This window comes from Micromonospora sp. TSRI0369 (assembly GCF_001905625.1).
GTDB lineage: Bacteria > Actinomycetota > Actinomycetes > Mycobacteriales > Micromonosporaceae > Micromonospora > Micromonospora echinospora_A.
In genome coordinates this window covers 438,855-461,927 of sequence record NZ_LIVU01000006.1, presented here as the reverse complement: position 1 = coordinate 461,927, position 23,073 = coordinate 438,855, and the positions used below count along the sequence as shown (strand labels likewise).

Sequence of the window (23,073 nt, the reverse complement as noted above, 5' to 3'; positions counted from 1 at the left end):
CGTTACGACACAAGGGCTTTTTTCCACCGAATGTTTGTGTCCAGGCAGCACAGGGCATAACGTGCGCGCAGAATGGCTCGCGTCGAGTCAGTTGCACAATCGGGAGGAAGTCGTGAACAAGGCCGAGCTCATCGAGGCGCTCGCCGTTCGCCTGGGGGACCGGAAGACGGCGACGGCCGCGCTCGACGCGGTTCTCGCTGAGGTCCAGGCGGCGGTCACCAAGGGCGAGAAGGTGGCGATCACCGGTTTCGGAGCGTTCGAGAAGCGTGTCCGGGGAGCCCGAACAGCGCGCAACCCGCGGACCGGAGAGGCGGTGAAGGTCAAGAAGACCTCCGTCCCGACGTTCCGCGCCGGCGCGGGCTTCAAGGAGATGGTGGCCAGCGGCAAGGTGCCGAAGGACACCGCCGCCGCGAAGAAGACCACCGGCGCCGCCAAGAAGACCACGGCGGCGAAGACCACTGCCGCCGCGAAGAAGACCACGGCGGCGAAGGCCACCAAGACCACCGCTACCAAGAAGGCCGCCCCGGCGAAGAAGGCGGCCGCGACCAAGACCACGGCGGCGAAGAAGACGACCGCGGCGAAGTCCACCGCGGCGAAGAAGACCACCGCCGCCAAGAAGACGACCGCGGCGAAGTCCGCCACGGCCAAGAAGACGACCGCGGCCAAGAAGGCGCCCGCGAAGAAGGCACCGGCCAAGAAGGCCGCCAGCCGGCGCTGACCGGACGGCCCACGAAGGGCGCCCACCGTTCGCGGTGGGCGCCCTTTCGCATGGGTACGCGTTGACCGCCCGCCGCCGCGCACCGCAGAATCGCCGTGCCGAAAACCCCCGTCGGTCACGAGAAGAGGCGCCCCGTGCGGCACCGTCACCTCTCCACCCTGGCGCTCGCGCTGGGCATCGCGGTCCTGCTGGACGTGCTGCGGGTCTGGCTCCCGTCGGTCATCACCCTCTTCGGGCGGGCCGCCGAGACGCCAGCCGAGCTGCTCGGCGCGTTCGCGCTCGGCTGGTTCCTGCTCGCCCTCGCCGCGCCCGCGCTCGTACGCCGGATCGGCGCCCGCCCGGTCGGCCTCGTCGCGGCGGGTGTGCTGGCGGCGGCGCGGCTGGCGCTCACCGCGCAACCCGGTGGTCCGGCACAGCTCTGGCTGGCCTGCGCCGGGCTGCTCGCCGGACTGGTCTGGCTCACCGCCACCGCCGCCTCCGTGCCCCGGCCGGTGACCGGGCTGGCGTTGGGCCTGGCCGGGAACGCGGTCGGGCACGCCCTGCTCGGCACCGAGGACCTGGTGTGGCGCGGCGGCGTCCCGGCCTGGACCCTGAGCGCCCTGCTGGTGCTGGCGTTCCTGGCCGCGTCCACGGCGGAGCGGACCACGGGGGCCGGAGAGCTGTCCCCGGCGGGCGCGGACGAGGGCGTGGCCGCCGCGACCAGCGGGCGCACCCGTACGCCGGGACGCCGGGCCTGGCTGCTGTGCGGGCCGGCACTCGTGCTGGCCGGTCAGGTGGCGCTCGCCCCGGCGCTCTGGAGCGCCGCCGCCGGCACCGGATCGCCCGACTTTCCCGGGCTCGCCCGCCCCGGCGGCGCAGCAGTGCCGGGCGCGCTGGCGGTCCTGCTGTTCCTGGCGTCGGCGCTGTTCCGGGTGCCGGCGCGTCCGGCCCGGGTGCTGTGGCCGGCAATGCTGTTCGCCGGATCGGTGCTGTTCGTGACCGGGCTTCTCGTTCCGGCGTACCTGCTCACCGCCGCCGGTCTCGGCGGCTGCCTGGCGTTGACCGACGCGGCAGCCGGCGACGACCGGGCCGCCGGAACCGACGACGACGGCGGGCGGGCGGGTGCGCGGCGCGGGCGGGCGGCCGCGCTCGGGATGCTCGTCTTCGCGGTGGCCACGGTGGCCTACTACGCCGCCTACGACGTGGGGTACCCCAACTGGTGGGCCCCGGTCGCCACGGCCGTCCTGGTCGCCGTGGTGGCGGCCGGCGCACCCCGCCAGGCTGACCCGGCGCTGCCCGCCCCGGTCCGGGTCACCGTCCTGGCCGGCCTGACCGCGCTGGCCGGGCTGGGCGCCGCGCTGCACGTACCGCCCGCGCAGGCCCGGCCGACGACCGCGCCGGCGGCGGTACGGGTGGCCGCGTACAACATCCGGATGGGGTTCGGCCTGGACGGCCGGCTGGACCTCGACGCGCTGGCCCGGGAACTGCGCGGCGCGGACATCGTGCTGCTCAGTGAGGTCGACCGGGGCTGGTGGCTCAACGGCGGTCACGACACGCTGGGGTCGCTGGCCCGGCGGCTGGAGATGCCGTACGTCTTCGCGCCCGCCGCCGACCCGGTCTGGGGTGACGCGGTGCTGAGCCGCTTCCCGGTGCGTTCCGGGCAGACCCGGCGGCTGACCGCGCACGGCGCGCCGACCGGTGCGCAGGCCCTCGGCGTCACGCTCGACCTCGGTGGTCGCGAGCTGGCAGTGGTGGCCACGCATCTGCAACCGCCACCCGGCCGGGACCCGGTCGAGCAGGCCCGCGAGGTGGCCGCGTTCGCCGGCCGGTACGCCGCCGGCCGTCCACTGGTGCTCGGTGGCGACCTCAACACCGAGCCGGCCGACCCGGCGTTCGCCGAGTTCACACGCGCCGGGCTGGTGGACGCGCTGGCCCCGGCCCGGCCACTGCGGACCAGCCCGGCCGACGACCCGCGCACCCAGATCGACCACGTCTTCGTCTCGCCGGGCCTGACCGCCACCGAGGTACGCGCGCCGCGTACCGAGGCCAGCGACCACCTCCCGGTGACGCTCACCGTCACGCTGCCCTGACCGGCCGGCCCGCGGTCTGCCTCACAGCCGGTCGGCGAGGACCAGACGGTCGCCGGCGAAGGGCAGGAGCCAGCCGCTTCCCTTGGCGGTGGCGAAGTCGTCCGCCCGGCCGGCGAGCCGTTCCAGCGCGCCCGGGATCACCTTGCCCTGGCTGCACACCGCCACCGCCCCGGCGGTCTGCGCCAGCGCGGTCAGCCGGGCCGCGGCGGCCAGCGCGCACTCCTCGACCTGCTGGCCCGGCGCCGGCTCGTCGAAGTCGCCACACACCTCGATCGGCAGGTCCAGCCGGGCCGCGGCCGGGCCCAGCGTCTGCACGCAGCGGCGCGCCGAGGCGGAGAACAGGCGGTGCGGGCGGACCAGGGCCACGAGCGGGACCAGCGCCCGCGCCCGGGCCTGCCCGTCGTCGTCCAGCGGACGCCCGTGGTCCGGGCCGGTCCAGGTGCCGCGCTTGCCGGCGCTGGCGTGCCGCACCAGCAGCACGGTCGCGGTGACCTGCGGCAGCGCCGCGAACGCGGCGATCACCTCGGCGTCGTGCGGGTAGCTGACCCGGCGTACCGCCTCGTCGACCGGGAACCAGGCCACGTCGTCGACCTCGGTGCCGGGCTGGAAGCCGCCGGCGCCGGCCGCCCGCATCGACCAGTAGTCGACCGCCTTGGCGTGACCCTCGCTGCGGTAGCGGACAGTGGGCAGGCGCACCTGCGGCACCGCCCGTACGTCGCTCTCCTCGGCCACCTCACGGACGGCTGCGACCAGCGGATGCTCGCCGCGATCCAGCTTGCCCTTCGGCAGCGACCAGTCGCCGTACCGGGGGCGGTGCACCAGGCAGACCTCGACGCCGGCCGGGCCCGGGCGCCACACCACGCCACCCGCGGCCCGGATCCGCACCGGCTCGTCGTCGCTCACCCGCTCACCGTATGCCCGCCCGGCACGCCCCACGGCCCGCTCAGTCCGCCCGGCCGCCGACCCGGCGCAGCAACAGGTCCTGCAGGTGGGTCAGCGGCGCGTCGCCGTCGCCGGTACGCCGGTGCCAGGTGCCGTCGGCGGCCAGCTCGAACGCGTCCACGTCGGGATCGAACGCGGCGGTGAGGACGTGGTCCAGCTCGGCGCGGGCCACCGGGTCGCTCACCTGCACCAGCGCCTCGACCCGGCGGTCCAGGTTGCGGTGCATCAGGTCGGCCGAGCCCATCCAGAACTCGGCGTCGCCGTCGTTGCCGAACCGGAAGATCCGGGAGTGCTCCAGGAACCGGCCGAGGATCGAGCGGACCCGGATGTTCTCCGACAGCCCCGGCACGCCCGGCCGCAGCGTGCACATGCCCCGGATCAGCAGGTCCACGTGCACGCCGGCCCGCGACGCCCGGTAGAGCGCGTCGGTGATCTCCTCGTCGACCAGCGAGTTCACCTTGAACTGCACCAGCCCCGGCATGCCCAGCCGGACGTGCTCGATCTCCCTGTCGATCCGCTCGATCAGGCCACTGCGGATGCCCTGCGGCGCCACCAGCAGCCGCCGGTACGCGGTCTGCCGGCTGTAGCCGGTGAGCACGTTGAACAGGTCGGTCAGGTCGGCGCCGATCTCCGGGTCGGCGGTGAGCATGCCGAAGTCCTCGTAGAGCCGGGCCGTCTTCGGGTGGTAGTTGCCGGTGCCGATGTGGCAGTACCGCCGGATCTGGTTGCCCTCCTGGCGCACCACGAGCGCGGTCTTGCAGTGCGTCTTGAGGCCCACCAGGCCGTAGACCACGTGGCAGCCGGCCCGCTCCAGCGTGCGCGCCCAGCCGATGTTCGCCACCTCGTCGAAGCGCGCCTTCAGCTCGACCAGCACCACCACCTGCTTGCCGGCGGCGGCCGCGTCGACCAGCGCGTCCACGATCGGGGAGTCGCCGCTGGTGCGGTAGAGCGTCTGCTTGATGGCGAGCACGTTCGGGTCGGCCGCGGCCTGCTCCACGAAGCGCTGCACGCTCGTGGCGAACGAGTGGTACGGGTGGTGCACCAGCACGTCGCCGTCGCGCAGCGTGGCGAAGACGCTGCGCGGCACCTCGCCCTCGGCCAGGCGCGGGTGGGTGGCCGGCACGAACGACGGGTCCTTCAGGTCCGGCCGGTCGGCCTCGCCGTAGACCTGCCACAACGCCGAGAGGTCGAGCAGGCCACGGACCCGCAGCACGTCGTGGTCGTCCACGTCCAGCTCGCGGACGAGCAGCTCCAGCATGTGGTCGGAGATGGACGCGGCCACCTCCAGGCGTACCGGCGGACCGAACCGGCGCCGGGCCAGTTCCCGCTCCAGCGCCTGGAGCAGGTCCTCGTCGCGGTCCTCGTCCACCTCGACCTCGGCATTGCGGGTCACCCGGAACAGGTGGCACTCGACCACCTGCATGCCGGAGAAGAGCTGGCCGAGGTGCACCGAGATGAGGTCCTCCACCGGCAGGAACCGCACGCCCGGCTGGTCACGGTGGACGCGGACGAACCGGGGCACGTTGTTCGGCACCTTGACCCGGGCGAACAGTTCCGACCCGCCGTCCGGGTCGCGTACCGAGACGGCCAGGTTCAGCGACCGGCCGGAGATGTACGGGAACGGGTGCGCCGGGTCGACAGCGAGCGGGGTGAGCACCGGGAAGATGTGCTCCCGGAACCAGGTGCGCAGCCGCTCCCGCTCGGCGTCGTCCAGGTCGCTCCAGCGCAGCACGCGGATGTCCTCGGCGGCGAGCTTCGGCAGCACGTCGTCGACCAGGCAGGTGGCGTGCCGGGCGACCAGGCCGGCGGCCTTGGAGGTGACGAGGTCGAGCTGGGTGCGCAGCGGCAGCCGGTCGCCGCCGCGTACCGGCAGGCCGGCGGAGAGGCGGCGCTTCAGCCCGGCCACCCGCACCATGTAGAACTCGTCCAGGTTGCTGGCGAAGATGGCCAGGAACTTCGCCCGCTCCAGCAGCGGGGTGCGCGGGTCCTCGGCGAGCGCCAGCACCCGGGCGTTGAAGTCGAGCCAGGACAGCTCCCGGTTGAGGAAGCGGTCCTCCGGCAGCGGCTGCGCCGGGGGCGGCCCGGCGTCCGGGCCGGTCTCGTCGGGGCCCTCGACCGGGTCGAGCGGCTCGTCCAGCCCGGTGGCGGCGGTCGCCTCCGGGTCGGCGCCGAGGCGCTCCTCGGGGGGCCGGGGCTGGCGGAACCGCCCGTCCGGGCCGCGGCCGGGGCGGCCGTTGCGGGGCGTGCCGGGGTCGAGGATCGGCGGCGGGCCGTCGGGTTGCTCGCGAGGGGTGCTCACCACCTCATGATTCCCCGATAAGGGTGAACGGAAAATGAACTCCGGCCAGGTTGTTCACGCCATCGTCGGCAAGGTCACCCGGACCACCTCGCCGTCGGCGTCCCGCTCGATCCGGACACGCTGCCCCAATCGGAGCAGCCGCAGCCCGGAGGCGTCGAACGCGCGGGCCGGGAACGCCAGCTCGGTGCCGTCGTCGAGCAGCAGCACGCCGCTGCGGGTCGACGCGTCGTAGGTGGCCACCGTCCCCTGCATGCCAGCACCGTACCGGACTCCGCCGCCGGCCAGCAGCGCCGCCGTGCGCGGCCCCAGGCCCAGCCCGGCGGCGGTGGCCAGGTCCGCCGGGGTGTCCACGTCCCGGCGCAGGCTGGGCCAGTCACCGGCCAGCGGCAGCGCCCCGCTCGCCGCGTGGGCGGCGGCCGACCCGGGCCCGAACCGCGGAGCCAGCGGCACCCCGGCCGGCGCGGCCAGCAGCACGGTGCCACCGCCGGGGGCGTCCGCGACGAACCCGCGTACCCCCTCGGTGGCGCGCAGCGCGGCGGCCAGCTCGGCCGGACGCAGCGCCGGCAGGTCGGCGGTCAGGCCGGCCACGGCGGCGCGCGGCCCGGCGACGGCCGCGCCGTGCCGGAACGCCGCGTTCAGCCCGGCCGCCGGGTCGGCGACGACCCGGGCGCCCGTCGCGTCCGCCACCACGCGCACCCGCGCGTCGTCGGTCACCACGAGCACCACGGCGACCGCCGGGCACGCCCGCGCCGCGCGCAGGGTGTCGGCCGCCAGGGCCAGCGCCAGCTCCTCGTGGGGTACGCCGGGCAGCGCGCCCCGCAGACGGCTCTTCGCCGCACCCAGGCGCTTCACCGGCATCACCACGGTCCAGCGGGCCTCAGACACGCCGACCATCCTGCCAGCGGGAGCGCCGGTACCCGCACTGGCCGCAGCGGGGGCGAACAGGCATGATTCTGTGCCGGGGCGCGTGGGCGGATCGAGGAGGCACTGTGGGACGGCGGAGGCTGGGGTTCTGGCGACGGCTCGCCGTGGTGCTGGTGAAGCCGCTGATGACCGTCTGGACCCGGCGCACCTGGCGGGGCATGGAGCACCTGCGCCAGGACGGCGGCGTGATCCTCGTGCCCAACCACATCTCGCACGCCGACCCGCTCGTGGTCGCGCACTACATCTACGACGCCGGGCGCTGGCCGCGTTTCCTCGGCAAGGCCAGCGTGTTCCGGGTGCCGGTGGTCGGCTCGATCCTGCACCGCTGCCAGCAGATCCCGGTCGAGCGGGGCACGGTCGAGGCGGTCAAGTCGCTGGACAAGCTGATCGCCGCGCTGGCCGAGGACGGCGCCGTGGTGATCTACCCGGAGGGCACCACCACCCGGGAGCCGGACCTGTGGCCGATGAAGGGCAAGACCGGCGCGGCCCGGCTGGCGCTGGCCACCGGCGCACCGGTGGTCCCGATCGCCATGGTCGGCCCGGAGCGGATGTTCGACCCCCGTACCGCGCGGTTCGGGCTGCGCCCGCGTACCCCGGTGACGGTGATCGCCGGCCCACCGGTGGACCTGAGCCCCTGGGCCGGCGCCACGCCGACCCGGCCGATCCTGGAGGAGATGACGGACACCATCATGCTGCGCATCCGGGATCTGGTCGCGGAGATCCGCGGCGGCACGCCACCGCCGCTCTGGCAGCGGCCCGCCCGCACCGGCACGCGGGAGGCCGGCGAATGAGCGGGCACGTGGCGGTGCTGGGCGCCGGTTCCTGGGGGACCGCGTTCGCGAAGATCCTCGCCGACGCCGGACGGGACGTCACGGTGCTGGCCCGCCGGGCCGCCGTGGCCGAGGCGATCCGGACCGGCCGGGGGAACCCGGAGTACCTGCCGGGCGTGCGCCTGCCGGAGCGGGTCACCGCCACCGGCGACGCCGCCGAGGCGATCGAGGGCGCAGAGGTGGTGGTGCTGTCGGTGCCGTCGCAGACGCTGCGCGGCAACCTCGCCGACTGGACGCCGTACCTGGCGCCGGACGCCACGCTCGTGTCGCTGATGAAGGGCATCGAGCTGGGCACCACCAAGCGGATGAGCCAGGTCATCACGGAGACCGCCGGGGTGCCCGCCGACCGGGTGGTGGTCGTCTCCGGGCCCAACCTCGCCCCGGAGATCGCCGCCGAGCAGCCGGCCGCGACTGTTGTCGCCGGCACCGACAGCCGGCGTACCGCGCTGGTGCAGGCGTCCATCCGCACGCCGTACTTCCGCCCGTACACGAATGACGACGTGATCGGCTGCGAGCTGGGCGGCGCGGTGAAGAACGTGATCGCGCTGGCGTACGGCATCGCCACCGCGATGGGCTTCGGCGACAACACCCGGGCCATGCTGATGACCCGGGGGCTGGCCGAGACCGCCCGGCTGGGCGTGGCGCTCGGCGCCGACCCGATCACGTTCGCCGGGCTGGCCGGCATGGGCGACCTGGTCGCGTCCTGCTCCTCCCCGATGGCCCGCAACCGCACCTTCGGCGAGCACCTGGGCCGGGGCGAGTCGCTGGAGCAGGCCCAGGCCGCCACCCGGCAGACCGCCGAGGGCGTCAAGAGCTGCCTGGCCATCCGCGACCTGGCCCGCGCGCACGGCGTCGAGATGCCGATCACCGAGCAGATCGAGCGGATCTGCCACGAGGGGATGGACCCCCGCCTCGCGGTGGACGCGCTGATGAGCCGTACCGCCAAGCCGGAGTCGTACGAGTGAGCGCCGCCGGCGCGGCGGGCGGGAACTGGGGCGACGGCACGCGCAGCGTGCACGCCGGCCTGCCGGAGGCCGTACCCGGGCAGCCGTTCCTGCCCGGCCCGGTCTTCGCGGCGCCGTACCACCTCGACCCGGAGCGCGGCCCGTCGGCGGCGGCGGACGGGTACGGGCGACCCGACAACCCCACCCGGCGGCTGCTGGAGACGGCGATCGGCGAGCTGGAGGGCGCCGACTGCCGCGTCTTCGCCAGCGGCCAGGCCGCCATCACCGGGCTGCTGCTGACCGTGCTGCGCCCCGGCGACACCGTGCTGCTGCCCGCCGACGGCTACTTCTCGGTGCGCTCGTTCGCCTCGGACACGCTGGAACAGCTCGGCGTACGCGTGGTGCTGGTGCCGACCGCCGGGCCGTACCCGTCGTTCGACGGCGTCCGGCTGGTGCTGCTGGAGACCCCGGCGAATCCCGGCCTGGACGTGGCCGACGTGCGGGCGGTGGCCGCCGCCGCGCACGCCGCCGGCGCGCTGGTGGCGGTGGACAACACCACCGCGACGCCGCTCGGGCAGCGCCCGCTGGACCTCGGCGCGGACGTGGTGGTCGCCTCCGGCACCAAGGCGCTGACCGGCCACTCGGATCTGCTGCTGGGCTATCTGGCGACCCGGGACGCCGGGCTGCGGGACGCGGCGACCACGTGGCGCAACGCCACCGGCGGGGTGCCCGGCGCGTTCGACTGCTGGCTGGCCCACCGCTCGCTGGCCACGCTCGACCTGCGGCTGGCCCGGCAGACCGCGAACGCGCGGGCGCTGGCCGACCTGCTCGCGGCCCGGCCGGACGTGACCGGGGTGCGCTGGCCCGGACGGCCGGAGGACCCGGCGTACCCGGTCGCCTCGGCCCAGATGCGGCGCGTACCGGGCGTGCTCTCGTTCGACCTGGGCGACGAGCGCCGCGTGGCCCGGTTCCTCGGCGCCTCCCGGCTGGTGGCCGCCGCCACCTCGTTCGGCGGGCTGCACACCACAGCCGACCGGCGCGCCCAGTGGGGCGACGACACGGCACCCGGTTTCGTGCGGTTCTCCTGCGGCATCGAGGACACCGCCGACCTGCTCGCCGACGTGGCGGCGGCGCTCGACGCGGCGGGCTGACGGCGCGACGCCCGCTGGGCTATCGTGACGGGCAGCCACGGCCCGTGCGGCCCCGACCCGAGGAGGTGAGTCCGATCCCCCAGCAGAGGACCGGCGTTCCCTCCGAGTCCGCGTCGCCGAGGAGCTGAGGCGACGCCGGGAACGCCGACGAGCGCTTCCCGAAAGGCCTGCCATGGCATCCACCGTGTTCACTCCCGACCGCCCGGCCCTCGTCCGCCGGCTGCGCGCCGCCGGTTGCGTCTTCGCCGAGGACGAGGCGGACCTGCTGATCGCCGCCGCCGACTCGGCGCAGTCACTGACCCGGCTGGTCGACCGTCGCGTCGCCGGCCTGCCGCTGGAACACCTGCTCGGCTGGGCCGAGTTCTGCGGCCGGCGGATCGCCGTCCACCCGGGGGTGTTCGTGCCGCGCGGGCGTACCGCGGTGCTCGTCGACGCCGCGGTGGCGGTCGCCGGGCCGGCGCCCGCGGTGCTCGACCTGTGCTGCGGCTCCGGCGCCGCCGCCGTGGTGCTGCACGAGCGGCTGGCGCCGCGCTGGCTGGCCGCCGCCGACATCGACCCGGTGGCGGTGGCGTGCGCGCGGCGCAACCTCGACCCGCTCGGCGTCCCCGTCTATCAGGGCGACCTGTTCGACGCGGTGCCGGCCACCTGGCGCGGCCGGCTGGACCTGGTGGTGGCGAACGCGCCGTACGTGCCGACCGGCGCGGTGGCCTCGTTGCCGGCCGAGGCACGGTTGCACGAGGCCCCGGTGGCGCTGGACGGCGGCGTGGACGGCCTCGCGGTGCTGCGCCGGGTCGCGTCCGGCGCGGCGCAGTGGCTGGCCCCGGGCGGGCATGTCGCGGTCGAGGTGAGCGCCGGGCAGGCCGCGGCGTTGTGCGCAGTGTTCGCCGCCGCCGGGCTGCACCCGTCGGTGGTCCGCGACGAGGAGCGCGAGGCGACAGCGGTGACCGCCCGACGCCCCGGCTGAGAGCGGGCGGGGCAGTACCGCCGGCGGCATGGCGGGTGGGCCCGCCGAGAACTAGCCTCGGATCAGGCTCGGCGGGAGGCGGTGGCGGTGGGCAGCGCAGGGGTGCCGGTGGTGGTGGGGCTGGACAACGGGGGCACGAGCGACAACGCCACGGTGCTGACCGTCGACGGCCGGTTCCTGGTGGACGGGCTGCTGGAAATCCCGAGTGACGTCGGCGCCGGGCCGCAGGCGGCGGTGGAGGCGCTGGCGCGGGCGTTCGACGGCGTGCTCGCCCACACCGGCGTACCCCGCGACCTGGTACGCGCGGTCGGGCTGGACACGCCCGGCCCGGCCAGCGCCACCGGTGTGATCTCCTCGCGCGGCTCCACCAACTTCTCCCAGCCGGCCTGGCGTGGCTTCGACGTGCGTACCGCGTTGGAGCGGCGGCTCGGCCTGCCGGTGGTGTACGCCAACGACGGCAACGCCGCCGCGCTCTACGCCCATCACGTGCACTTCGGCGCGGACGCGATGGCCCGGTCCTCGGTGTCCGCGATCGTGGGCACCGGGCTGGGCGGGGGAGTGGTGGAGTCCGGGCGGGTGGTCGGCGGCGCGGCCGGCATGGCCGGCGAGTTCGGCCACGTGCACATCCCGCTGGACGGCATGGTCGAGCCGGAGCAGCCGGCGCCGGTCTGTGCCTGCGGCTTCACCGGGGACGCGGAGAGCGTCGCCTCGCTGACCGCGATCCGGCGCAACCTGCTGCCGTACTGGCTGGCCCGGCATCCGGAGCATCCGCTGGCCGCGGAGGAGCCGGAGCGGGCGGCGAAGCTGCTGCGCGGCTACGGCGAGCGGGGCGACCCGCTGGCCCGCCAGGTGTTCGGCCAGCAGGCGCGGGCGCTGGGGCGGTTGTTCACCATCGCTGCGAACTTCACCGACCCGCACGCGTACTTCGTCGGCGGGGGCGTGGTGGAGGCGGCGCCGGAGTTCCGGGACTGGTTCCTCGCCGCCGTCGCCGAGCACACGGTGCTGCGCGAGGAGCAGCGCGCGGTGGCCACCTTCGCGCTGGTGCCGGACCGGGACATGGCCGGGGCGCGCGGGGTGGCCATCGCGGCGCTGGAGACCGTGCGCGCCGCCGCCGTGGCCGCGCCGCTGCGGCCGGGCGGCGCGCTCGCCTGAGGGCCCGCCGTCAGGGGCGCGGCGGCGCCGCGGTGAACGCGGCCCAGGCGTGCGGCGGGAACACCAGCACCGGGCCGGCCGGGTCCTTGGAGTCGCGGACCGCCACCGCGCCGGACAGCGGCGCCATCTCCACGCACGCGCCCTCGTCGCCGCTGTGGCTGCTCTTGCGCCAGCCGGCCGGTGTCGGGTGCGGACGGTTCGTGCCGTTCATCTGGTCACCTCTCGTTCAGCAGGCGGAGCAGTTGGTCCCGACTGGCCGCCGGACTCAGCGCCACGGTCCGCAGATGCTCCATGATCTTGGTGCAGGTACGCAGGTCGCCCGGCCGGTCGAGGATCATCTGCCCGGCGACGGTCTCCACCGAGGCGATGATCGGGTCCTCCGGGTCGGCGAACTCCAGCATGTGCAGCGAGCCCCGGGTGCCCCGGTGGTAACCGGCGGCCAGGGGGATCACCTGCACCGTGATGTTCGGCAGCTCGGCCATCTTCACCAGGTGCTGGAGCTGGGCGGACATGACCGAGCGGCCACCGACCGGGCGCAGCAGCGCGCCCTCGTCGATGATGGCGTCGAGAATCGGCGGTTCGTCCCCGGAGAGCCGCTGCTGGCGGTCCAGCCGTAGCTGCACGCGCTGCTCCACCTGCTCGTCGCTGAGGGTGTGCGGGCCGCCGCGCATCACGCCGCGGATGTAGTCGGCGGTCTGGAGCAGACCGGGCACCACCGACGGCTCGAAGTTCGCGATGCCGGTGGCCTCGGCCTCCAGCGCGATGAAGTCGATGGTGCGGCGGTCCAGCAGGTACGAGTAGGACACCCACCAGCCGGGCTTGCGGGCGTCCTTCGCGAGTTGTACCGCCGCGGCGATCTCGTCCGGGCCCACGCCGTAGCTGGTCAGCAGCGCGCGCACGGTGGCGGGGCTGATCAGCGTCTGCGCGTTCTCGTAGCGGGACAGCGTGCTCCGGGTGCTGTTGATCTCGTCGGCCGCGGTCTCCAGGGTGAGGCCGGCGGCCTCCCGGTGGGTCCGCAGGGCGATGCCGAGCCGTCGGGCCCGGGCGGTCTTCGGCGCCATGCATCGATGGTCGCACATCTGGTGGGAAAATGTGCGTGAGAGAAAGTCGATGAGAGTTGCATTCACGCGTGTGAACCTGTCACTCTGTGACGGCGTCCTTACCGCCGGTTGTCGTGGCGACGGTGGCGGTGAGCGACCGGAGGGGATGGGGTGCGCGGTGGTCGGATTTCTACTCCCCCACGATCCGACCGCCGCGTGCCCCTGCCGTTCCACGAGACGGGAGGGGTTCCGCGATGACGGTGACGGCCTGCCACCTCCGGAGTGGAGGTGGCCGGGAATGACCCGGTTCCTCGTGGTCCTCACCGACGTGCGCCCCCCGGACGGCGGCGGGCGCGACGAACGGACCAGCCCCGAGCGCCGGCGGCAGGTCGTCGGCGCGAACAGCCGGGAGGCGGCCGACCGGATCGCCGGCGCGTTCATGGCGCTGGGCATGGTGCGGGCCGGCCGGCAGCGCGTCAAGGTGATCGCGGTCGGCCGCCGGCCCCGGCACCCGGCCTTCTGAGCCACGCCGCGTCTCGTTACTCCCTGTATATGTTGCCTTGACCGTTTGCCACGCGGCTCCGCGTCTCCCCGGGTATCGACCACCCCTGCCGACAACGCACAGTAAGGTCAATCGGGTGAGCGCCACCGGCGAGCACGGCCAGCCGTAGTCGCGACGATGAGGTGACCATGACCACCCCAGGCAAGACCCGTGTGGCGATCGTCTTCGGTGGCCGCAGCCCCGAGCACGGCATCTCCTGCGTCAGCGCCGGCAGCGTGCTGGCCGCGCTCGACCCGGACGAGTTCGAGGTGGTGCCGGTCGGCATCACCCGGCAGGGCCAGTGGGTGCTCGCCGACGGCGAACCGAGCCGGCTCGCCATCACCGACCGGAAACTCCCGGAGATCACCGCCGGGTCCGGTGCCGAACTGGTGCTGCGCGCCGACCCCGCCGCGGGCGGCCTGATGGTGCTCGACCCGGCCCAGGGGCCGGTCGCGCTCGCCGACGTGGACGTGGTCTTCCCGGTGCTGCACGGCGCGTACGGCGAGGACGGCACGATCCAGGGGATGCTGGAGATGGCCGACATCCCCTACGTCGGCGCGAACGTGTTCGCCTCCGCCGCGGCCATGGACAAGGAGTTCACCAAGAAGCTCTGCGCCGCCGAGGGCATCCCGGTCGGCCCGTACGCGGTGCTGCGCGCCGGGATGTCGCTGAGCGAGGAGGACAAGGAACGCCTCGGGCTGCCCGTCTTCGTCAAGCCGTCGCGGGCCGGCTCCTCGTTCGGCATCACCAAGGTCGACGACTGGGCGGACCTGGACGCCGCGCTCGTCACCGCCCGGGAGATCGACAGCAAGGTGCTCGTCGAGGGCGCCGTGGTCGGCCGCGAGATCGAGTGCGGCGTGCTGGAGGGCGAAGCCGGCGGCGCGCCGGAGGCCTCGGTGCTCGCCGAGGTGCGGATGATCGGCGACCGCGACTGGTACGACTTCGAGGCCAAGTACATCTTCGCCGACGAGGTCTGCGAGTACGACGTCCCGGCCGACCTGCCCGAGCCGGTGGCCCGGCAGGTGCGCGACTACGCCACCCGCGCGTTCACCGCGCTCGACTGCTCCGGCCTGGCCCGTGTCGACTTCTTCGTCACGCCGCAGATGGACGTCTACCTCAACGAGATCAACACGATGCCGGGCTTCACCCCGACCTCGATGTTCCCGCGGATGTGGTCGGCCAGCGGGCTGGAGTACCCGAAGCTGGTCAACCGGCTGATCCGTACCGCCCTGCACCGCCGCGCCGGGCGCTGACCCGGCCGGCCGGGCGTCAGGCGGAGCAGCCCGAGGGGGCCTGCTTCGCCGAGGGCACGGAGCTGACGATGGTGTCGGAGATCGAGGTCACCCACTGAAGCGGCGGCTCGTAGCTCTTCGGCACCCGTACCCGGATCGGGGTCTCCCGGTCGACGGTGGTCAGCACCGTGGCGTCGGCCTCCTCGGCCGCGTGCCAGCAGACCTTGTTCACCGTCCACACCTCGTCGGTGGGCGGGAACTGCGCCGGGCTGCCACCGCAGGCCACCGTCAGGGCCGGGTCTCCGTACGCGGCGTTCTGCTCCGGGCCCGCGGTGACCGGACGCTGCGCCAGGTCACGGACGCTGTCCGGGAGTTGCGACATCAGGGCGCGGCAGAGGACGGTCGGGCGCTCGGCCAGCGCCGGGGCGGGCATCTCGACCGGCGCGCTCGACTGCGCCCGGGGACTCGCCGACGCGCTCGCGCCGGCGTCCGGGGAGTCCGGGGCCAGCTTGGCGAACGTGAACCCGGCCACCGCCACGGTCACCGGCACCGCGACCACAGTCGCCCAGAGCGCGGCGCGGCGGGTGGAGCGGTCCCGGCGCGGGGAGGTCTTCTCGTCCACTTACAGCCGCACCACCGAACACGTGAGGGTGCGGGTGATGCCGGGCACCATCTGCACCTTGCTGACGATGAGTTTGCCGAGTTCGTCGACGGTGTTCGCCTCGGTGAGCACCACCACGTCGTACGGCCCGGTGACGGCGTCGACCCGTACCACGCCGGCCAGGTCCGCGATCAGACCGGCCACGTCACGCGCCCGGCCGACCTCGGTCTGGATGAGGATGTACGCCTGTACCACGACTCGACCTCCGTCCGTCGCCTCCGGGCGACCCGAAGGGTGAAACTACCGTACTGAGCGGCAGTGATCCCTATCGGTTGCCGGTCGGACGCGGTGAGCGAGCACACGCCGGCGCGGACAGGGGTGGGATGTGCGGAACGACGCAGCGGATCGAGGGGACGGCATGACGGTCACGGATGTCGGCGAGTTCGGGCTGATCGACCGGGTGACCGCCCGGCTGGCACAGGGGGAGAGCTGCCTGCTCGGCCCCGGCGACGACGGCGCGGTGGTGGCGGCGCCGGACCGGCGGGTGGTCGCATCGACCGACGTGCTGGTGGAGGGGCGGCACTTCCGGCGCGACTGGTCGGCGGCGCGGGACGTGGGGCATCGCGCGGCGGCGGCCAACCTCGCCGACATCGCGGCCATGGGCGCCACCCCGACCGCGCTGCTCGTCGCGCTCTGCATGCCGGCCGAGCTGGATCCGGCCTGGGCCGAGGAACTGGCCGACGGGCTGGGCGCGGAAGCGGCGCTCGTCGGCGCGAGCGTGGTCGGCGGGGACATGTCGGCCAGCCCGACGCTCACCATCGCGGTGACAGCGCTCGGCGACCTGGCCGGGCGGCCCCCGGTGGTCCGTTCCGGCGCCCGGCCCGGTGACGTGGTGGCGCTGGCCGGGCGCACCGGCTGGGCGGCCGCGGGCTACACGGTGCTGTCCCGGGGCTTCCGCACGCCCCGGCTGCTTGTCGAGGCGTTCCGCCGCCCGGAGGTGCCGTACGCGTCCGGTCCGGCCGCCGCCGCGGCGGGCGCCACCGCCATGATCGACGTGTCGGACGGGCTGCTGGCCGACCTGGGGCACGTGGCCACCGCCAGCGGCGTGGCGATCGACCTGCGCCGTGAGGCGTTCGAGGTGCCCCGGCAGATGCGCGACGCGGCGCAGGCGCTCGGCGTCGACCCGTACACCTGGATCCTGGCCGGCGGCGATGACCACGCCCTGGCGGCGACGTTCCCGGGGGACGCCGCGCTGCCCGACGGCTGGCGGCCGGTCGGGCGGGTGGCGGCCGGCGCCGGGGTCACCGTCGACGGCGTCGGGTACGACGGCCCGCGCGGCTGGGACCACTTCCGCCGGACGGCGGAATAGCCGGCTCAGTCGCCGGACGGCGGAATAGCGGCTCAGTCGCCGCACGGCGGAGTAGCCGGCTCAGTCGCCGAACGGCGGAATAGCCGGGCCGGAGTGATCTGCGTCCGACCCCCGGCCGCCGGGCCGGGCGGGGGTCGAAGGCGGTCGTAACCTGGCACGGTGAGCGAGATCGAGATCCGGGAGCGGCGCTTCGACGCGCCCGAGTCGCAGGCGCTGATCAGGGCGGCGCTGGCCGACCTCGGCGCCCGCTACGGCGGCAGCGGCGACGACACCCCCGTCGACGCGGCCGAGTTCACCCCGCCGGACGGCGCGTTCCTCGTCGCCTACCTGGACGGGCGTCCGGTGGGCTGCGGCGGCTGGCGCAGCCACGGCGCGGACGGCGACACGGCCGAGCTGAAGCGGATGTACACCGATCCGGCGGTCCGGGGCCGGGGCGTGGCCCGCGCGGTGCTCGGCGCGGTCGAGCGCTCCGCCCGCGACCACGGCCGCAAGCGGATCGTGCTGGAGTGCGGCGACAAGCAGCCCGAGGCGATCGCCATGTACACCTCGTCCGGCTACGAGCGGATCCCGAACTTCGGCTTCTACAAGGACGCCCCGGGCTGCCTGTCCTACGGCCGCACCCTCTAACCGACGGTGATGCGGATCTCGCTCGCGGCGCGGCGCGCGGCGAGCGCCGCCTCGTCCGGCGTCGCGCCCCAGGCCATCAGGTGCCCGCTGCGGTGCGCCGAGGAGAGCAGCTCCGGCACGGTCTGCCCGACCTTCGTCTCCACCTGCACGTCGAGCACGCCCGGCACGCGCAGCGCGTCACGCCTGCCGTCCACGGCTGTCACCCGGCCGGGCGGCGCGATCAGGAACTCGATGGCCGCCGCGCCGGTCGCCCGCGCCGGCAACGCCGGCCGTTCGCCGCGCAGCACCCGCAGGTACGCCTCGATGACGTCGCGCTCGTAGGCGATCGAGATGAGGGCGGTGATCATGTCACCGGGCATCCGGGCCGCGCACTCCACCAGCGTCGGCACGCCGTCGACGAGGATCCACTCGCTGTGCAGCATGCCGCTGCGGAAGCCGGCCGCCTCGGCGAGGCGTACCGCGGCGGCGCGCAGCGCGTCGTGCTCGGCGGCGGGCAACGCGGACGGCACGGTGTGGCCGGTCTCGACCGGGTACCGGCCACCGGCGATCCGCTTGTCCGTCACGTTGGCGAAGATCACCTCACCGTCGGCCACCAGCAACTCGACGCTGTGCTCGGAGCCGACCAGCAGCTCCTCCACCAGCACACCGGTGGGCAGGCCGCGCTCGGTGGCCTCGGCCGGATCCGGCGGCGCGGCGCTCGCCGCCCACCGGGCGGACACCTCGGCCGGGTCGGTGATCAGCTGCACGCCCAGGCTGCCGGAGCGGCGGGTGGGCTTGAGCACGCACCGTCCGCCGTGCTCCTGCGCGAACTCCACCGCCCGCGCCGGGTCGTCCACCAGCTCGTAGACGGGGTTGGCCAGCCCGATCCGGTCGGCGAGCAGCCGCATCCGGTGCTTGTCGGAGAAGACGTCCGCGGCCTCCGCACCCGCGCCGGGCAACCCGAGACGTTCGGCCAGCCGGGCGGCGGCGCCGACCGCGTACTCCAGGCCGGGCAGGACCAGCCGGGCGTCGGCCAGGGCGGGCTCGCGGGCGAGCAGGGCGTCGGCGTCGAAGCCGGTCTGGTACTCGGCGGCGACGAGGCGCCCGACCATCGGCAGCCGCTCGGCGAACCGGGCCAGGTCGCGGCGGCGGATCACGTCCGGCTCCTCGACCAGCACCACGGTGCCGGCCGGCAGCTGCTGGTCGAACCAGCTCAGTGAGCCGATCGACGCGCCCACCACCACCAGTTGCTCGCGGCCCAGATCGAGGTCCACCGGTCACCCTCCCCACGGCTCGCGCCGGAACCGGACGGCCCGGCGCAGCAGCACCCTAACCGGCCCGTACCAGCCGGTCGCCGTACGGTCGGTCAGGTGTGCGGCGCGGGTCGGTGGATACGACAGAAGCCGGCGGACCCCGAGGGGTCCGCCGGCGACCGACGATGTTCCGGTGGCGCTACCGCGTCAGGCGCGGGTGACCTTGCCGGCCTTGATGCACGAGGTGCAGACCTTCAGCTTCTTGGTGTTGCCGCCACCGGCCGGGGTGCGCACCGACTGGATGTTCGGGTTCCAGCGGCGGTTGGTCCGCCGGTGCGAGTGGGACACGTTGTGGCCGAAGCCCGGCCCCTTGCCACAGACGTCGCACACGCTAGCCACGGGATACTCCTGGGATTGAAACGTTCATGAGGTCGCCGCCAGGCACTGCCCGGGCAACCTGGTCAGGTTACCCGATGACAGTCGGTACGCCCAACCGGCCCTTTCGCGAGCCCACCCAGCGTACCGGCGACCCGGCCGGGCCGGCGGGCGGGGCGGACACGCGGCGGACGACCCCGGCGTGTGTCGGTGCGCGCCAGTAGGCTTCCCGACGTGCTGGAGACCCTCGACGCCGCAGCGGTGCGCCGCTGGTGCGCGAGCGGGCTGGCCGCCCTCCGGCGGCACCAGGGCGAGATCGACGAGCTGAACGTCTACCCGGTGCCCGACGGCGACACCGGCACCAACCTGGTCCTCACGCTGACCTCGGCCCAGCAGGCCCTGGCCATGGACCTCGGCACCCTCCCCGACGACGGGCACACCCCGCACGGGCACGCGCTGCGGCTGATGGCCCGGGGCGCGCTGCTCGGGGCGCGCGGCAACTCCGGGGTGATCCTCTCGCAGATCCTGCGCGGTCTCGCCGACACGCTCGCCGCCGCGCCGGCGGTGGGCGGGCGGCAGCTCGCCGACGCGCTGGCCGACGCCACCACCGCCGCCTACGCCGCGGTGGCCCGGCCGGTCGAGGGCACGCTGCTCAGCGTGGTCGCCGCCGCGGCACACGCGGCCCGCCGCTCGGACAGCGACGACCTGCGCACAGTGGCCCGGGCGGCGGCCGAGGCGGCGGCCCACGCGCTGGCGCGTACCCCCGAGCAGTTGCCGGAGCTGGCCCGCGCGGGCGTGGTCGACGCCGGTGGGCGCGGCCTGTGCCTGCTGCTCGACGCGCTGGTCGAGGTGGTCACGGGGGAGAGCCCGGCGCAGCCGGCGCCCGCGCCGCCCACCCGCCGCCCGCCGGCCACCGTTGTGCGGGAGAGCGGCTCCGACGTGTACGCCTACGAGGTGCAGTACCTGCTCGACGCGGACGACGAGGCGGTGGCCCTGCTGCGCGCCGAGCTGGCCGTGCTCGGCGACTCGCTGGCGATCGTCGGCGACGGCGCCGGCACCTGGAACGTGCACGTGCACGTCAACGACGTCGGGGCGGCGATCGAGGCGGGTGTGGTCGCCGGCCGGCCGCACCGGATCGGCGTGACCCGCTTCGCCGACCAGACCGGCCCGGCGCCCGCGTCGCGGGTCGCGCGCCCGGACGGCCGGGCCGCCGTGGTGGTGGCCACCGGCGCGGGCATCGCCGAGCTGTTCGCCGCCGAGGGCGCCGTGGTGGTGCCGGGCAACCCGTCCACCGGCGAGCTGCTCGACGCGATCCGGGCCACCGACGCCGCCCGGGTGGTGGTGCTGCCGAACGACCCGAACACGCAGTCGGTGGCGAGCGCCGCGGCGAAGGAGGCGTACGGCCTCGGCATCAAGGTGAGCGTGGTGCCCACCCGTTCCCCGGTGCAGGCGCTCGCGGCGCTGGCCGTACGCGATCCGAAGCGGCGCTTCGAGGACGACGTGATCGCGATGGCCGAGGCGGCCGGCGCCTGCCGGTACGCCGAGGTCTGCCACGCCGCCCGGGAGGCGCTGACCGTCGCCGGCCCGGCCCGCCCGGGTGACGTGCTGGCCCTGGTCGAGGGCGAGGTGCACCTGATCGGGCAGGATCTGGTCGACACCTGCATCGCGGTGGTGGACCGGATGCTCGGCGGTGGCGGCGAGCTGGTCACGCTGCTCTGCGGCGCTGACGCGCCGGCCGGGCTGGCCGACCGGGTCCGCGCGCACGTCGAGGGGGCCTGGCCGTTCGTCGAGGTGCAGGCGTACGAGGGCGGGCAGCCGCACTATCCGCTCCTGGTGGGGGTCGAATGACTGGCGAGGCGGCCACTGTGGACACGCCGCTGAAGAAGCTTGTCGGCGAGCGCACCGCGAAGGCGCTGGCCGGGCACCTCGACCTGCACACCGCGGGCGACCTGATCTACCACTTCCCGCGCCGCTACGACGAGCGCGGCGAGCACACCGACATCCGCTCGCTCGACGTGGGGGAGCAGGTCACGGTGCTCGCCCAGGTGCAGCGCACCGCCGTGCGCCCGATGCGCCAGCGGCGCGGCAACCTGCTGGAGGTGACCGTCGGCGACGGCTCCGGCGGCGTGCTCACCTGCACGTTCTTCGGCAACCAGGCGTGGCGCGAGCGGGAGCTGCGCCCGGGCCGGTGGGGGCTGTTCGCCGGCAAGGTGACCGAGTTCCGGGGCAAGCGGCAGCTCAACGGCCCGGAGTACGTCCTGCTCGGCGAGGGCGGCGAGGGCGAGGCGGCCGCGAACGAGGAGGTCGAGGAGTTCGCCGGGGCGCTGATCCCGGTCTACCCGGCCGCGGCGGCGGTGCCGACCTGGGTGATCGCCCGCTGCGTGCGCGTCGTGCTCGACACGTTCACCCCGCCGGACGACCCGCTGCCGACCACCGTGCGGGCCACCCGCAACCTGATCGACATCGGCACCGCGCTGCGCGAGATCCACCGTCCGACCAGCAAGGAAGCGCTCTACCGGGCCCGCCGCCGGCTCAAGTGGGACGAGGCGTTCGCCGTGCAGCTCACGCTCGTGCAGCGCAAGCACCGGGCGGCGGCGTGGCCGGCACGGGCCCGGCCGGCGAAGGCGGGCGGCCTGCTGGACGCGTTCGACGCCCGGCTGCCGTACGAGCTGACCTCCGGCCAGCAGGTCGTCGGGCGGGAGATCGCCGCCGACCTGGCCGCCGCGCACCCGATGCACCGGCTGCTCCAGGGCGAGGTGGGTTCCGGCAAGACGGTGGTGGCGCTGCGCGCCATGCTCCAGGTGGTCGACGCCGGGGGCCAGGCCGCGTTGCTCGCGCCGACCGAGGTGCTCGCCGCCCAGCACTACCGGGGCATCCTCGACCTGCTCGGCCCGCTCGCCCGGGCCGGCGAGCTGGGCGCCGCCGACGACGCCACCCGGGTGGAGCTGATCACCGGCTCGCTCGGCGCGGCGGCCCGGCGCCGGGCGCTGGCCGAGGTGGCCGAGGGCCGGGCCGGCATCGTGCTCGGCACGCACGCCCTGCTCTACGAGGGCGTCGACTTCCACGACCTCGGCCTGGTGGTGGTGGACGAGCAGCACCGCTTCGGCGTGGAGCAGCGCGACGCGCTGCGGGCCAAGGCCGAGCAGCCGCCGCACGTGCTGGTCATGACGGCCACGCCGATTCCGCGCACTGTGGCCATGACTGTCTATGGCGACCTGGAGACGTCCACGCTCTCCCAGCTGCCGCAGGGCCGCTCGCCGATCGCCTCGCACGTCGTACCGGCCGCCGAGAAGCCGGCGTTCCTCGACCGGGCCTGGCGCCGGCTGCGCGAGGAGGTCGCCAAGGGCCACCAGGCGTACGTGGTGTGCCCGAGGATCGGTGAGGGACCGGTGTCGGACGAGGAGGCACCGCGGGAGGACGACAACGGCCGCCGCCCGCCGCTGGCGGTGACCGAGGTGGCGCCGCTGCTGGCCGAGGGGCCGCTGCACGGGCTGCGGATCGGGGTGCTGCACGGCCGGCTGCCCGCCGACGAGAAGGACGCGGTGATGCGCGCGTTCGCCGACGGCGAGCTGGACGTGCTGGTCGCGACCACAGTGGTCGAGGTCGGCGTGAACGTGCCGAACGCGACGGTGATGATCGTGCTGGACGCCGACCGGTTCGGCGTGTCCCAGCTGCACCAGTTGCGCGGCCGGGTCGGCCGGGGCTCCGCAGCCGGTCTGTGCCTGCTGGTGACCGAGGCGGCCGAGGGTTCGTCGGCGCGGGAGCGGCTGGACGCGGTGGCCTCCACCACCGACGGGTTCAAGCTGGCCGAACTCGACCTGGAACAGCGCCGGGAGGGTGACGTGCTCGGCGCGACCCAGTCCGGCCGGCGCTCGCACCTGCGGCTGCTGTCGCTACTGCGCGACGCCGAGCTGATCCGCGACGCGCGGGCCGAGGCGATCGAACTGGTCGAGGAGGACCCGGACCTGGCCCGGCACCCGGCTCTCGCGGCGTCGGTGGCCGCGCTCGTCGACGAGGAACGCGCCGAATACCTGGAGAAGGGCTGACGGCGGGCCGGTGCGGT

The 23,073-nt window shown here is 74.8% G+C and carries 21 protein-coding genes and 1 pseudogene; 13 read left to right on the top strand and 9 right to left on the bottom strand.

Translation table 11 applies throughout. From position 1 onward, the window contains the following. The first annotated feature begins 112 nt into the window (after window positions 1-112). Together AMK25_RS22865 and AMK25_RS22860 are read left to right on the top strand one after the other, a co-directional pair. Window positions 113-718: an HU family DNA-binding protein gene (locus AMK25_RS22865; protein WP_073830416.1), complete on the top strand. Its 606-nt coding sequence runs from the start codon at window positions 113-115 to the stop codon at window positions 716-718. A gap of 134 nt (window positions 719-852) precedes the next feature. Continuing rightward, window positions 853-2,787, top strand: coding sequence for an endonuclease/exonuclease/phosphatase family protein (locus AMK25_RS22860; RefSeq protein ID WP_073830415.1), 1,935 nt, complete (start codon window positions 853-855; stop codon window positions 2,785-2,787). Between the two features lie 21 nt (window positions 2,788-2,808). Here AMK25_RS22860 and AMK25_RS22855 read toward each other — a convergent pair whose 3' ends face one another. The 3 genes and pseudogenes from AMK25_RS22855 to cofC all read right to left on the bottom strand — a co-directional run. Continuing rightward, on the bottom strand, window positions 2,809-3,723 hold the full coding sequence (locus AMK25_RS22855) for an NUDIX hydrolase (RefSeq protein ID WP_073830414.1): 915 nt from the start codon (window positions 3,721-3,723) through the stop codon (window positions 2,809-2,811). A gap of 7 nt (window positions 3,724-3,730) precedes the next feature. Beyond that, window positions 3,731-6,028, bottom strand: a complete 2,298-nt coding sequence (locus AMK25_RS22850; RefSeq protein WP_443189922.1) for an RNA degradosome polyphosphate kinase — start codon at window positions 6,026-6,028, stop codon at window positions 3,731-3,733. 285 nt (window positions 6,029-6,313) lie between these two features. Beyond that, window positions 6,314-6,922, bottom strand: a pseudogene (gene cofC / locus AMK25_RS32785) (2-phospho-L-lactate guanylyltransferase); the annotation flags it as partial. A 95-nt stretch (window positions 6,923-7,017) separates the two neighbouring features. On the opposite strand from cofC, the gene AMK25_RS22840 reads away from it, so the two are divergent. The 5 genes from AMK25_RS22840 to AMK25_RS22820 all read left to right on the top strand — a co-directional run bounded on the left by AMK25_RS22840 (window position 7,018) and on the right by AMK25_RS22820 (window position 11,993). Beyond that, complete coding sequence (locus tag AMK25_RS22840) at window positions 7,018-7,743, top strand: lysophospholipid acyltransferase family protein (RefSeq protein WP_073830411.1); 726 nt, start codon at window positions 7,018-7,020, stop codon at window positions 7,741-7,743. Further along, a complete protein-coding gene (locus tag AMK25_RS22835) occupies window positions 7,740-8,747 on the top strand; it encodes an NAD(P)H-dependent glycerol-3-phosphate dehydrogenase (protein ID WP_073830410.1) in 1,008 nt (335 codons plus the stop codon). The genes AMK25_RS22840 and AMK25_RS22835 overlap by 4 nt, the downstream gene beginning before the upstream one ends. Further along, window positions 8,744-9,877 carry a cystathionine gamma-lyase gene (locus AMK25_RS22830; RefSeq protein WP_073830409.1) on the top strand — a complete coding sequence of 378 codons (1,134 nt, stop codon included), beginning with the start codon at window positions 8,744-8,746 and terminating at the stop codon, window positions 9,875-9,877. The genes AMK25_RS22835 and AMK25_RS22830 overlap by 4 nt, the downstream gene beginning before the upstream one ends. Before the next feature lie 172 nt (window positions 9,878-10,049). Further along, entirely contained in the window at window positions 10,050-10,841 is a 792-nt protein-coding gene (locus AMK25_RS22825; protein WP_073830408.1) for a putative protein N(5)-glutamine methyltransferase, read from the top strand. An 87-nt stretch (window positions 10,842-10,928) separates the two neighbouring features. Then, window positions 10,929-11,993, top strand: coding sequence for an ROK family protein (locus AMK25_RS22820; RefSeq protein ID WP_073830506.1), 1,065 nt, complete (start codon window positions 10,929-10,931; stop codon window positions 11,991-11,993). A 10-nt stretch (window positions 11,994-12,003) separates the two neighbouring features. Here the strand turns inward: AMK25_RS22820 and AMK25_RS22815 are convergent, their stop codons facing one another. After that, entirely contained in the window at window positions 12,004-12,204 is a 201-nt protein-coding gene (locus AMK25_RS22815) for a DUF397 domain-containing protein (protein ID WP_073830407.1), read from the bottom strand. 4 nt (window positions 12,205-12,208) lie between these two features. Continuing rightward, window positions 12,209-13,054, bottom strand: coding sequence for a helix-turn-helix domain-containing protein (locus AMK25_RS22810; protein WP_073830406.1), 846 nt, complete (start codon window positions 13,052-13,054; stop codon window positions 12,209-12,211). Between the two features lie 277 nt (window positions 13,055-13,331). On the opposite strand from AMK25_RS22810, the gene AMK25_RS22805 reads away from it, so the two are divergent. Both AMK25_RS22805 and AMK25_RS22800 read left to right on the top strand, forming a co-directional pair. Then, window positions 13,332-13,556 carry a hypothetical protein gene (locus tag AMK25_RS22805; RefSeq protein ID WP_073830405.1) on the top strand — a complete coding sequence of 75 codons (225 nt, stop codon included), beginning with the start codon at window positions 13,332-13,334 and terminating at the stop codon, window positions 13,554-13,556. Between the two features lie 167 nt (window positions 13,557-13,723). Beyond that, window positions 13,724-14,827 carry a D-alanine--D-alanine ligase family protein gene (locus tag AMK25_RS22800; RefSeq protein WP_043325953.1) on the top strand — a complete coding sequence of 368 codons (1,104 nt, stop codon included), beginning with the start codon at window positions 13,724-13,726 and terminating at the stop codon, window positions 14,825-14,827. 16 nt (window positions 14,828-14,843) lie between these two features. Here the strand turns inward: AMK25_RS22800 and AMK25_RS22795 are convergent, their stop codons facing one another. Beyond that, complete coding sequence (locus tag AMK25_RS22795) at window positions 14,844-15,428, bottom strand: DUF3515 family protein (RefSeq protein WP_073830404.1); 585 nt, start codon at window positions 15,426-15,428, stop codon at window positions 14,844-14,846. Further along, window positions 15,429-15,662, bottom strand: a complete 234-nt coding sequence (locus AMK25_RS22790; RefSeq protein WP_013284547.1) for an Lrp/AsnC ligand binding domain-containing protein — start codon at window positions 15,660-15,662, stop codon at window positions 15,429-15,431. It abuts the gene before it with no gap. A 163-nt stretch (window positions 15,663-15,825) separates the two neighbouring features. Between AMK25_RS22790 and AMK25_RS22785 the strand changes: the two genes are divergently transcribed. Beyond that, entirely contained in the window at window positions 15,826-16,776 is a 951-nt protein-coding gene (locus AMK25_RS22785) for a thiamine-phosphate kinase (protein ID WP_073830403.1), read from the top strand. 159 nt (window positions 16,777-16,935) lie between these two features. Then, on the top strand, window positions 16,936-17,403 hold the full coding sequence (locus tag AMK25_RS22780; RefSeq protein WP_073830402.1) for a GNAT family N-acetyltransferase: 468 nt from the start codon (window positions 16,936-16,938) through the stop codon (window positions 17,401-17,403). Here AMK25_RS22780 and AMK25_RS22775 read toward each other — a convergent pair. Both AMK25_RS22775 and rpmB read right to left on the bottom strand, forming a co-directional pair. Then, complete coding sequence (locus tag AMK25_RS22775) at window positions 17,400-18,656, bottom strand: ATP-grasp domain-containing protein (RefSeq protein WP_073830401.1); 1,257 nt, start codon at window positions 18,654-18,656, stop codon at window positions 17,400-17,402. The genes AMK25_RS22780 and AMK25_RS22775 overlap by 4 nt on opposite strands. 186 nt (window positions 18,657-18,842) lie before the next feature. Next, a complete protein-coding gene (rpmB, locus tag AMK25_RS22770) occupies window positions 18,843-19,034 on the bottom strand; it encodes a 50S ribosomal protein L28 (protein WP_011905179.1) in 192 nt (63 codons plus the stop codon). A 210-nt stretch (window positions 19,035-19,244) separates the two neighbouring features. On the opposite strand from rpmB, the gene AMK25_RS22765 reads away from it, so the two are divergent. Both AMK25_RS22765 and recG read left to right on the top strand, forming a co-directional pair. Continuing rightward, entirely contained in the window at window positions 19,245-20,858 is a 1,614-nt protein-coding gene (locus tag AMK25_RS22765) for a DAK2 domain-containing protein (protein WP_073830400.1), read from the top strand. Further along, complete coding sequence (gene recG, locus AMK25_RS22760) at window positions 20,855-23,056, top strand: ATP-dependent DNA helicase RecG (RefSeq protein ID WP_073830399.1); 2,202 nt, start codon at window positions 20,855-20,857, stop codon at window positions 23,054-23,056. Before AMK25_RS22765 ends, recG begins: the two co-directional genes overlap by 4 nt. Window positions 23,057-23,073: the final 17 nt, after the last annotated feature.

What these genes read in the sequence shown, in the direction of transcription:
- AMK25_RS22835 (WP_073830410.1), top strand. Translation starts at nt 7,740, where the DNA reads ATGAGCGGGCACGTGGCGGTGCTGGGCGCCGGTTCCTGGGGGACCGCG.
- AMK25_RS22825 (WP_073830408.1), top strand. Translation starts at nt 10,050, where the DNA reads ATGGCATCCACCGTGTTCACTCCCGACCGCCCGGCCCTCGTCCGCCGG.
- AMK25_RS22815 (WP_073830407.1), bottom strand. Translation starts at nt 12,204, where the DNA reads ATGAACGGCACGAACCGTCCGCACCCGACACCGGCCGGCTGGCGCAAG.
- AMK25_RS22810 (WP_073830406.1), bottom strand. Translation starts at nt 13,054, where the DNA reads ATGGCGCCGAAGACCGCCCGGGCCCGACGGCTCGGCATCGCCCTGCGG.
- AMK25_RS22805 (WP_073830405.1), top strand. Translation starts at nt 13,332, where the DNA reads ATGACCCGGTTCCTCGTGGTCCTCACCGACGTGCGCCCCCCGGACGGC.
- AMK25_RS22800 (WP_043325953.1), top strand. Translation starts at nt 13,724, where the DNA reads ATGACCACCCCAGGCAAGACCCGTGTGGCGATCGTCTTCGGTGGCCGC.
- AMK25_RS22785 (WP_073830403.1), top strand. Translation starts at nt 15,826, where the DNA reads ATGACGGTCACGGATGTCGGCGAGTTCGGGCTGATCGACCGGGTGACC.
- recG (WP_073830399.1), top strand. Translation starts at nt 20,855, where the DNA reads ATGACTGGCGAGGCGGCCACTGTGGACACGCCGCTGAAGAAGCTTGTC.